General features: G+C 56.4%; 11 protein-coding genes. 8 read left to right on the forward strand and 3 right to left on the reverse strand.

The annotated features are described in order from the left end of the window. Positions 1-11: 11 nt before the first annotated feature. Together MV985_RS04685 and MV985_RS04690 are read left to right on the forward strand one after the other, a co-directional pair. Positions 12-1,076, forward strand: coding sequence for a type II secretion system F family protein (locus tag MV985_RS04685; RefSeq protein WP_297463709.1), 1,065 nt, complete (start codon positions 12-14; stop codon positions 1,074-1,076). Positions 1,077-1,080: 4 nt separating this feature from the next. Then, positions 1,081-1,998, forward strand: coding sequence for a type II secretion system F family protein (locus MV985_RS04690; protein ID WP_297463696.1), 918 nt, complete (start codon positions 1,081-1,083; stop codon positions 1,996-1,998). On the opposite strand, the gene MV985_RS04695 is transcribed toward MV985_RS04690, so the two are convergent. Together MV985_RS04695 and MV985_RS04700 are read right to left on the reverse strand one after the other, a co-directional pair. Then, on the reverse strand, positions 1,933-2,457 hold the full coding sequence (locus tag MV985_RS04695) for a peptidylprolyl isomerase (RefSeq protein ID WP_297463697.1): 525 nt from the start codon (positions 2,455-2,457) through the stop codon (positions 1,933-1,935). The genes MV985_RS04690 and MV985_RS04695 overlap by 66 nt on opposite strands. An 85-nt stretch (positions 2,458-2,542) precedes the next feature. Continuing rightward, positions 2,543-3,037: a DUF2118 domain-containing protein gene (locus MV985_RS04700; RefSeq protein ID WP_297463711.1), complete on the reverse strand. Its 495-nt coding sequence runs from the start codon at positions 3,035-3,037 to the stop codon at positions 2,543-2,545. A gap of 68 nt (positions 3,038-3,105) precedes the next feature. Here MV985_RS04700 and MV985_RS04705 point away from each other — a divergent pair, with 68 nt between their 5' ends. The 5 genes from MV985_RS04705 (at position 3,106) to MV985_RS04725 (ending at position 7,045) form a co-directional block, all read left to right on the forward strand. Next, on the forward strand, positions 3,106-3,957 hold the full coding sequence (locus tag MV985_RS04705; protein ID WP_297463713.1) for a DUF4129 domain-containing protein: 852 nt from the start codon (positions 3,106-3,108) through the stop codon (positions 3,955-3,957). Next, positions 3,944-4,375: a hypothetical protein gene (locus tag MV985_RS04710; protein ID WP_297463698.1), complete on the forward strand. Its 432-nt coding sequence runs from the start codon at positions 3,944-3,946 to the stop codon at positions 4,373-4,375. Before MV985_RS04705 ends, MV985_RS04710 begins: the two co-directional genes overlap by 14 nt. Then, a complete protein-coding gene (locus MV985_RS04715; protein ID WP_297463699.1) occupies positions 4,365-5,318 on the forward strand; it encodes a MoxR family ATPase in 954 nt (317 codons plus the stop codon). Before MV985_RS04710 ends, MV985_RS04715 begins: the two co-directional genes overlap by 11 nt. A gap of 81 nt (positions 5,319-5,399) precedes the next feature. After that, a complete protein-coding gene (locus MV985_RS04720; RefSeq protein ID WP_297463715.1) occupies positions 5,400-6,626 on the forward strand; it encodes a DUF58 domain-containing protein in 1,227 nt (408 codons plus the stop codon). After that, positions 6,623-7,045 (forward strand): hypothetical protein, encoded by a 423-nt coding sequence (locus tag MV985_RS04725; RefSeq protein WP_297463701.1) that lies wholly within the window; start codon positions 6,623-6,625, stop codon positions 7,043-7,045. The genes MV985_RS04720 and MV985_RS04725 overlap by 4 nt, the downstream gene beginning before the upstream one ends. Here MV985_RS04725 and MV985_RS04730 read toward each other — a convergent pair. Next, positions 7,042-7,875 (reverse strand): carbohydrate kinase family protein, encoded by an 834-nt coding sequence (locus MV985_RS04730; RefSeq protein WP_297463703.1) that lies wholly within the window; start codon positions 7,873-7,875, stop codon positions 7,042-7,044. The two genes, MV985_RS04725 and MV985_RS04730, sit on opposite strands and share 4 nt — an antisense overlap. 148 nt (positions 7,876-8,023) lie before the next feature. Between MV985_RS04730 and MV985_RS04735 the strand changes: the two genes are divergently transcribed. After that, a partial coding sequence (locus MV985_RS04735; protein WP_297463705.1) for a carboxypeptidase M32 occupies positions 8,024-9,513 on the forward strand: 1,490 nt, incomplete at its 3' end.

The raw sequence follows: 9,513 nt of genomic DNA on the forward strand, positions 1-9,513 counted from the left end.
GGGTGGTTCCAATGGGTCTGTTCGACAGCATCACCAACTTCCTTGAGAGGCTCGGCGGCAAGACGCTGGAGGTAGCGGAGATCCCTACCCGGAAGATTCCGAAGGGTAAAACGGTTCAGGAGAGGCTCAGGGCCCTCAAACAGCTCCAGAAAGAGGTCGAGACTGAGAAGAGCGAGGCCGAGAAGGAAAAGGAGATAGAGGAGATCATCGAGTGGAGGAAGAAGGAAATCCAGAGGCCCTTCTCCGACAGGTTTGCGGAGGCGATCCTCCGTTATTTCCGTGGACCGGTCAGGGCCCTCACCTCCTCCATTAAGGGACTGGACAGGGACCTTTACCGGGCCAACATACTCATGCCGCCCGAGAGGTACGTTGCCCTGATGCTAGGGGTTGCGATATTCTCCGGTATTTTCGGATTCCTCTTCGCCTATCTTATGTACCTTCCCCTGGACGTATCCCTGCTCGTCGGTCTCCTCGGGTTCATCGGGGGCTTTGTCTACATGCGCCACTATCCCAGGATGGTATGGAAGCGGCGCGTCGCGGAGGTAGAGAAGGCCATGCCCTACGCCCTCAGGCACATGGCCTCTCTCCTGAGCGCGGGTGTCGGTATATCCGAGGCGATACTCTCGGTTGCGAGGGCCGATTACGGCCCCATATCGGAGGAGTTCGAGCTCATACTCAGGGACATGAGGACGGGTTCGTCCTTTGAGGAGGCACTCATGAGGTTCGACGAGAAGATGGGCTCTGAAACCGTCAGCAGGGTCGTCAAGCAGATACTCAGGGCCGTGAAGTTTGGAGGAAACCTCTCTGAGATCCTCTACAAGCTCGCCGAGGACTTCGCCTTTGAGTACAGGATGAAGCTGGTTGAGTACATCCAGAAGGTCAACGGTATAGCCTTCGTTTATATGTTCCTGACGATCGTGATGCCAACGATGTTCGTCGTCGGGATCCTGGCCGGTTCAATGATGTCACAGGGACTCGTAATGCCGCCTTCCACACTGGCCGTCATGCTCCTGGTGGCGTTTCCGGCGATATCGCTAATAATAGTCAACATGATCAAGATGGGAGAGCCGAGGTGAGAGGATGCCGGGACTTTCATCAATCCTGATATCACTGGTCGAGAAGATCGTTCCTGAAAAGTGGATGAAGCGCTACGAGCTCTTCATTTACTCCGCCAACATAGGCTTCCTGGCCGCGGAGTACCTCACCATCTCCCTCCTCATGGGAATCATAGTTGGACTCCTCGTCTTTATGGTCTCGTCCCCCCTCAACTCACTTCTGGCCTTCGTCGTCGTCTTCCTGGGAATGGCCTTTGGCTACCCCTACTGGAGGATCACCAAGAGGATAGAGGAAATGGAGAACATGCTCCCCGATGCGCTCTTCTACCTGGCCAGCTCGCTCCGGGCGGGTATCTCCTTCTCCGAGGCCCTGGAAGAGCTCACAACTGCGAAGTTCGGCCCCCTGACGGAGGAGTTCAGGCGAACCGTGGCCGAGATAAAGAAGGGTCGCCCTACGGTTGATGCGCTCAGGGCCTTCGCCCTCAGAAACAGAAAGTCAAAAATCATCTACCGCTCGATGATGATAATCATAGAGGCCCTTGAGAGGGGTGCCCCCATGAGCGACGTTCTGGTTTACGTTGGGAACGACGTCAGGGAGATACTCCGCATAAGGAAGGAACGCAAGGCTTCCACGGGTATGCAGACGATGTTCTTCATCATAACCAGCGGGTTCATAGGGCCGTTGATACTGGGCATCGTCGCCCAGATAATGGTGAGCATGGGGTCAGGTGGGGTTGTAACCCTTCCGGTTGAAACGCTCACCAACATACTGATGGTGTTCGTTCTGATCCAGGCGGCAATCTCGGGCCTGGGAATAGGGGTAATAAGAGAAGGGAAGTACTCGGCGGGGCTGAGGTACAGCCTCCTTCTCATGGCCTTAGGATTCGCCGTTTTCAAGGGAATAACCAGTATCCACCTCGGGGGAATCGGACTCGTCCCCTGACTTCTTCTTAACGTCAACGACCTCTACCTCAAAGACGAGGGTCTTCCCGGCCAGGGGGTGGTTGAAGTCGAGCTTCACCTTATCCCCCTCAACGGCCACTATCTTGGCTATCCCCGAATCGGTCATGACGTACATGCCCTCAACGGGCTCCATGCCGGCTTTGGTGAACTCTGAAACGGGCACCTCAATCACGAGCTCCGGGTTCGGCAGGCCGTAGCCCTTCTCCGGAGGGACGACGACGGTTTTCTTTTCGCCGACCTCCATACCTATCAGTGCCTCGTCCAGACCGGGGATTACCTCCCCAGCGCCGGCCGTGACCTCAAGGGGCCCGTACTCGCGCTCCTCAACGTAAACGCCGTGTTCCTTTGCTACATCTTCGTAGCTCGTGTCAAAAACCTCGCCGTTCTCAAACTTTCCAACGTAGTGGAACTTTACGCGATCTCCACGTTCAACCTTCATTTTTCCAGCTCCAAAAGACTTTCGGGCTCTCTTTCTCGCGGGAACTTATAAAGCTTTGCTCATCGGTGCCCAAAAATGGAGGGGATCACTCCTCCGGCAGGAGGTAGTAGACGTAGTGGGGCCTGTCGGTCATCTCGTCTATAAAGACAACCGTTCCCGTCCTGGGTGGTTTGAGGTAGTGCACCTCCCCCTTCCTCGTGGTGACCGCGGCGAAGGCGTCGCCCCTTCTAACCCTGTTTCCAACGTTTGCTATTATCGTTTTCGTGTACCCCTCGACCGGGAGGATCATCAGTTCGTCGCCCCTCTTCAGGTATATCCTCGTCCTCCCATCGGGCAGAATCAGGATTGCGTCGGTGAGGACTCTCCCCTCTTCCCTGTCCACGTAGAGGTGGAAGCGATCGTAGATCTCTCTCGCCAGGAACTCCGCTTTCTCCCGATCAACGAATCCAGGCAGTTCATCCCCCTCCTTCAGCCAGACCTCGACGTTCTCCTGAATAACCACGCAGTCCCTTGCGGTTTTTCCTCCAACCACGCACTCTCCAGCGTCAACCTCAACGTAAAGCCTCGGCATCCTTTCCACATCCATCACCCGGGTTTTACTTGGGGGTAAATGCTTTTAAACCTCCCTGTGTAGTCCTGACGGTGAAGATGGACGGCAGGGTAAAAACCGTGGCACTCTCCGGACTGCTGTTTGCACTGATGACCCTTCTGATGGGTTACAGTGTCCGGGACGGTGAAATTAAGCGGAGCCCGGCGGGGTTCTCGGGGTTTCTCCTGATAGCGATTGCCGCTCTCTCGGTGGTAGTTCTCGCCCTGCTTTTCCTCAGCTGGCGCGACATACCCCTCAAGAGGAAGCTCTATCCCGTGGACGAGAAGAATTACCTTATCGCCTGGGCGGTTATGATACTCTCGGCGCTTCTTGCGATTTACAGAATAAAGAACTCCAGGACCCGGGTCGTGGTTCCCACCAACAACACGACCAGCGTTACAGTCAACGGCAGCGTTCTCCCCCCTTCGCCGGTTTACTACAACAACACCCTCACAAACTCGACCTCAGGTGGTATCTCGCATACCGACTACCTGCTCTACGCAATTTTGACGGTTTTCATAGCCAGCCTCCTCTACTTTGCCGTTGCCTACTACAGGGAGGTTCTCAAAAGGCGTGAAAGAAAGAGGATGCGCGAGAGGGCACTGAACTTCGACAGGAAGGTGGAGGAGCTCGGCCTCGAAACCTTTTCCGATCCCAGGGAGGCCGTTGTTGCGATATACAAGAACGCCGTCCTCTGGCTTGAGGTTCTTGGTATACCCTACAGGGAGAGCTGGACCCATTGGGAGCACGCTGGCAGGGTGAACGTTTCCCTCCTCAGGGAACCCTTCACCGGCCTCACGAGGCTCTTTGAGAAGGCGAAGTACGCCCCTGAGAAGGTCACCTGGGAGGACGCCGAGAGGGCCCTCGAGCTCTACAGGAAGATGAGGGGTGTTCTGAATGAGGTTTCATAGGGTTGCGATAGTGGTGTCGGCTATCATGCTCATCGCCGCAACGTTTTTGAGTTCCTACGCCTTCAGATGGCTCGCCGTCCTCTTTCTTGGCACGTTTCTGGCGTTCCTGCTCTTTGGGTTCGAGATGCGGGTGGCCATACCAGAGCTCAGGCGTAGAATAGAGATCGAGAGGAAGACCGATGTCGAGAGAACGGTAGGCTTGATACGGAAGGCCCGGAGCGGGAGGGTGGCCCGTTCCCTCGTCGAGGAAAAGATAGTGGAGATCTACGCCACCCTCTCGGATGATTACAACTCCACCTACCGCTCACTCCTCTCCGAGCCAAACGAAGCCTTGAAGGTTCTCCGATCGGAGGGAGACTTTCTGGACAACCTCGAGAGGGCACTCAAGATAGTGGAGGCTGATCTGAATGAGGATTGAGGAGATACACGAGAAGGGAAACGCCGTCCTCAACGAGGTCGGCAGGGCAATAGTCGGAAAGGAGGAAGTTCTGAAGCTGATACTGACGACCATCCTGGCGGACGGCCACGTCCTGCTGGAGGACCTGCCGGGACTGGCCAAAACCCTGATGGCGAAGAGCTTCGCCAAGGCTTTGGGCGTCCAGTTCACGCGCGTCCAGTTCACTCCCGATCTGCTTCCAAGCGACATTCTCGGTGTTTCTGTTTTCAACCAGAAAACTCTGGAGTTCGAGTTCAGAAAGGGACCGGTCTTCACCAACGTCCTCCTGGCGGACGAGATCAACCGCGCGCCACCGAAGACCCAGTCGGCTTTGCTCGAGGCGATGCAGGAGAGGCAGGTTACCGTTGAGGGCAACACCTACGTCCTGCCAAAGCCCTTCATCGTCATAGCCACTCAGAACCCGATAGAGCAGGAGGGAACCTACCCCCTCCCCGAGGCCCAGCTCGACCGCTTCCTGGTCAGGCTCCGCGTTGGATACCCATCCAAGCGCGAGGAGATGGAGATACTTCGGCGGAGGATGGCGAGGAAGAAGGAGGACGTGGACATTCAAAGGATACTGAGCGCGGAGGAGGTCGTCGAGATGCAGAGGGCCATAGAGGATGTCTACGTCAGCGATCCCATACTGGAGTACATAACAGACATAGTCACCGCCACAAGGGAAGCTAAGAGGGAGATCGAGATAGGTGCCTCCCCCAGGGGTTCACTCGCTTTGCTCAAGCTCTCCAGGGCGTACGCGGCACTTGAGGGCAGGGACTATGTGATTCCCGACGATGTAAAGGCGGTCGCTGTTCCGGCTCTGAGCCACAGGCTCATCCTGAAGAGGGAACTCTGGTACACCAAGGTGAGCCAGGAGAGCATAATGGAGAAGCTCCTTGAAAGGGTTCCGGTTCCCAAATTCGAGTGAGGTGGAAGGGTGCAGGCGGCTCCATTTCCCTCCGGTGAGACGAACGCCGGGGGCCCGGATGAAGGGCCCGTGGAGGGCAAAATGATCCCCACGGAGAAGACGGAGGAGTTACTCCTCGCTATTTGGCTCCTGGTCCTCATAGCCTTCCTCCTTCTCCGCTGGGAGATGGTCTACTTAGTTCTCCCCGCGGTGTTGCTGTTCCTCACGGCGGTGCTCTTCTTCAGGCCCGGGATGAAGGTTGAACTTGAGAGGATTATCCCCCACAACCGCTTCCTCGAGGGAAGCGAGCTCGAGGTGATCATCAGGATAAGGTCCAGCGAGCGGATACCGGGCCTTAAGATAAGGGAAGACCTGCCCGAGGGACTGGAGCTCATTGAGGGTGAGAAGGAGTGGGTCGTCTCCCTGTCAGGGGGAGAAACGAGGGAGTTCCGCTATAAGGTGCGCGTGAAGCGAGGAATACACAAGTTCAACTGGGTAGAGCTGAGCTACCGCGACCCCTTCGGCTTCTTCCACTTCACGAAGAAGTTCGACCTCTACACCGAGCTCATCGGTGTCCCGATAATCACCGACGTTCCCACGCCCTACTCAACGAGGGGAACCAAGATAACCGTCGGTGCGCTTCCATCACCGAGGGTCGGCGAGGGAGTGGAGTTCCACGCCATAAGGGAATACCAGCCCGGTGATCCGCTCAGGATAATCAACTGGAAGGCCACCGCGAGAACGGGGAAGATAATGGCCAACGAGTACGAGAGCGAGAGGAAGGTGGACGTTATATTTATAGTTGATGCATCCTACACGGGCGAACTGGTCTTTGACCACCTCGTTAGAGCTGCCGCCTCGCTGATGCTCAACGCCCTTAACGAGGGTACGAGCTTCGGCCTTCTCCTGGCTGAGGACGTCCCCCTCTGGGTTCGCCCCGACTACGGCAAGAGGCACTTCTTCAAGTGCATTGACTTCCTGAGCACGGCCAAACCGGACAGGAACAACATGATAGCCTACCAGGTGGAGCACCTCATACGCTCCCACTTCCCGCCTAGGGCCCAGCTGGTCTACCTCTCTCCCCTCCTGACGGAAGAGAGCAGGGAGGCTTTGAAGATAATGGCCTCCTTCGGCTACAACGTCGTCGTGATAAGCCCGAACCCCTACACCGCCGTCGAACCGAAGGGCCGCGAGGAGGAGCTGGCCCTTAAGCTACTCTCCCTCCAGAGGAAGGCGGTCCTCAAGAAGATGGCCTCCTATGGAGTCATTATAGACTGGGATGTCAGGAAGCCGCTGAAGGCGGCAATAGCGGAGGTGATCGGGCTATGAGGATAAAGCGCCGTCCCTACTCCCTCGTTCCCCTCCTTCTCCTCTTCGCCCTCCTCTGGAGGCTGGATCACAGGACGCTCCTGCTCCTTCCCCTCGGCCTTATGGCGATCGGGTGGTACTTCATAGGGACGCTCTTCCTGGTTTCAGTTGGCGCGTACCTCATCTACACAAGAACCGGTGGCCTCTATGGGCTCGCGATAATGAGCCTGGCCCTCCTCTCGGTTGAGATGGGCTATCTCGAGAGGGAAAAGGCACCGCTGGAGCACTACGTCCTTCTGATAGCGGCGACGCTGCTGGCCTTTCCGATCTACCTGGTGATGGTCCACCTCTCGCCGCTCCTGCCCCGACTCGAAGTTACCTCCCTCGCTGCCTTCTTCCTCATTGTGATGTACCTCCTAGCCAGATTGATCACGGATTAGATGCTCCAGCTTCCCTCCTTTTTCAGCACTTCCCTGGCCCTCTCGAGGCCAAGCCTCACGCACTCCTCTAGGGGCTCTTCTCTAGAGTAGCCGGCAAGGAAGCCCCCCGCGAAGGCATCCCCCGCCCCCGTTGGATCAACTATCTCGTCCTCGCTTATCGGAAGGGCTGGAAACTCCCTGAACTTCCCATCGTAGAGCAGGACGCCCCTCTCACCGCGCGTTATCACGACGAGCTTCGCTCCCCATTCGTGGAGTGTTTCAGCCGCTTTCCTGACGTCGTCCAGACCCGTTATGGTCAACGCTTCCCGCTCGTTGGGGAAGAGCACGTCAACGCGGGAAACTATCTCCCTCATCAGGTCTTTCCTGGTCCTGTAGTCCTCCATGTAGGTGGGGTTAAAGTCTAGGCTTATTCTCCTCCCCTCGAGCCTTTTAAGGGCCTTCAGCTGCTCCTCCGGCGGAATCGGTGCTATGTGGAATACTCTCGAGTCCAGGTACTCCTCCGGAATCGGCGTTTCACCCATTCCCCGGGCGACGCCCATGTCAACGGGGGCATCAACGCTCCCGTCCTCGTGGTAGATCATGTGGATGTGTATCGTCTTCCCTGGGAGGATTTGAACGCCCCTGATGTCAACGTATTGGGAGAGTTTTTCCAGCCATTCCCTTGGAAAGTCCTCTCCGATTTTAGTTACCAGTCCGACCCTTGCCCCCGCCAGCGCCGCGGAGGTGGCAACGGCCGCGGCCGCCCCGCCGGGAAGAAGTATCTCCGGCTTTCCGGGTATGTGTATGTGATCTATGGAGACGTGACCGAGCACAACCAAATCCAGCCCCATGGCAACCACCTTTTCCCTCCGATGGTCTTTCCCCTTTAAGCCGTTTCCGGTCGTGGTAATTGGTTTTTACCCGTACGTTCAGATGCCCATCGAAAAGATTAAAAGAGTCTGGCAAGAACTTTCCAGCAAAAAACAATGGGTGGTTCCTATGGAGAGTGTCTTTCGGAACGAGACCGTAAAGCAGATTCTTGAAAAGTACAGGAGGATATGGGCCATCGGTCACGCCCAGAGCGTTCTCGGCTGGGACATGGAAGTTAACATGCCCAAGGAGGGAATCCTTGAGAGGAGTGTGGCCCAGGGCGAGTTAAGCGTTATGAGTCAGGAGTTCCTTCTCAGGCCGGACTTTGTGGAGCTCGTCGAGAAGGCCAAGGGCATGGAGCTCAACAAGTACGAGCGTGGCGTTGTTAGGGTTCTTGACAGACAGATAAGGATAAGCAGGGCCTTTCCGCCCGAGTTCCTCAGGGAGAGGAGTGAGGTAACGAGCCAGGCGACCAAGGCATGGGAGGAGGCAAAGAAGAGCGACGACTACTCGAAGTTTGAGCCGTGGCTCGACAGAATCATAGACCTTGCGAAGCGCGCCGCCGAGTACCTCGGCTATGAGGACGAGCCCTACGATGCCCTGCTCGACCTCTTCGAGGAGGGACTGACCACCAAAGAAGTCAAGAGAATATTTGAGAAGCTGGAGAAGGAGCTCAAGCCCCTCCTTGAGAAGATAATGGAGGAGGGCAAAGTTCCAAGGGAGCACCCGCTCGAGAAGGAGAAGTATGAGAGGGAGCAGATGGAGCGCGTTAACATCTGGATTCTCAAGAAGTTCGGCTTCCCGCTTGGCGTTCGCTCAAGGCTCGACGTCTCGGCTCACCCGTTCACGACCGAGTTCGGCATAAGGGACGTCAGGATAACTACGAGATATGAAGGCTACGACTTCAGGAGGACGATTCTAAGTACGGTCCACGAGTTTGGGCATGCTCTCTACGAGCTCCAGCAGGATGAAAGATTTATGTTCACGCCGATAGCCGGTGGGGTAAGCCTTGGAATCCACGAGAGCCAGAGCCGCTTCTGGGAGAACATCATCGGAAGGAGTAGGGAGTTTGCTGAACTCATCTATCCTGTCCTCAGGGAGAACCTGCCCTTCATGTCCAACTACACCCCCGAGGACGTCTACCTTTACTTCAACATAGTTAGACCGGACTTCATAAGGACCGAGGCCGATGTAGTTACCTACAACTTCCACATACTGCTCCGCTTCAAGCTCGAGAGGATGATGCTCAACGAGGGCGTTAAGGCGAAGGACTTACCCGAGCTCTGGAACGATGAGATGGAGAACCTCCTTGGCATAAGGCCGAAGACCTACGCGGAAGGAATCCTCCAGGACATCCACTGGGCGCACGGGACGATAGGCTACTTCCCGACCTACAGCATCGGAACCCTCCTCGCGAGCCAGCTCTACTACCACATGAAGAGGGACATCCCGGACTTCGAGGAGAAGGTTGCCAAGGCCGAGTTCGAACCGATTAAGGCCTGGCTCAGGGAGAAGATACATCGCTGGGGAAGCATCTATCCGCCAAAGGAGCTCCTAAAGAAGGCCATCGGCGAGGAATTGAACCCTGACTACTTCATCCGCTGGGTAAAGGAGAGGTA

Origin of the sequence: Thermococcus sp. (genome assembly GCF_027012695.1) — an archaeon.
GTDB lineage: Archaea > Methanobacteriota_B > Thermococci > Thermococcales > Thermococcaceae > Thermococcus.

What these genes read in the sequence shown, in the direction of transcription:
- MV985_RS04685 (WP_297463709.1), top strand. Translation starts at nt 12, where the DNA reads ATGGGTCTGTTCGACAGCATCACCAACTTCCTTGAGAGGCTCGGCGGC.
- MV985_RS04690 (WP_297463696.1), top strand. Translation starts at nt 1,081, where the DNA reads ATGCCGGGACTTTCATCAATCCTGATATCACTGGTCGAGAAGATCGTT.
- MV985_RS04695 (WP_297463697.1), bottom strand. Translation starts at nt 2,457, where the DNA reads ATGAAGGTTGAACGTGGAGATCGCGTAAAGTTCCACTACGTTGGAAAG.
- MV985_RS04705 (WP_297463713.1), top strand. Translation starts at nt 3,106, where the DNA reads ATGGACGGCAGGGTAAAAACCGTGGCACTCTCCGGACTGCTGTTTGCA.
- MV985_RS04710 (WP_297463698.1), top strand. Translation starts at nt 3,944, where the DNA reads ATGAGGTTTCATAGGGTTGCGATAGTGGTGTCGGCTATCATGCTCATC.
- MV985_RS04715 (WP_297463699.1), top strand. Translation starts at nt 4,365, where the DNA reads ATGAGGATTGAGGAGATACACGAGAAGGGAAACGCCGTCCTCAACGAG.
- MV985_RS04720 (WP_297463715.1), top strand. Translation starts at nt 5,400, where the DNA reads ATGATCCCCACGGAGAAGACGGAGGAGTTACTCCTCGCTATTTGGCTC.
- MV985_RS04725 (WP_297463701.1), top strand. Translation starts at nt 6,623, where the DNA reads ATGAGGATAAAGCGCCGTCCCTACTCCCTCGTTCCCCTCCTTCTCCTC.
- MV985_RS04730 (WP_297463703.1), bottom strand. Translation starts at nt 7,875, where the DNA reads ATGGGGCTGGATTTGGTTGTGCTCGGTCACGTCTCCATAGATCACATA.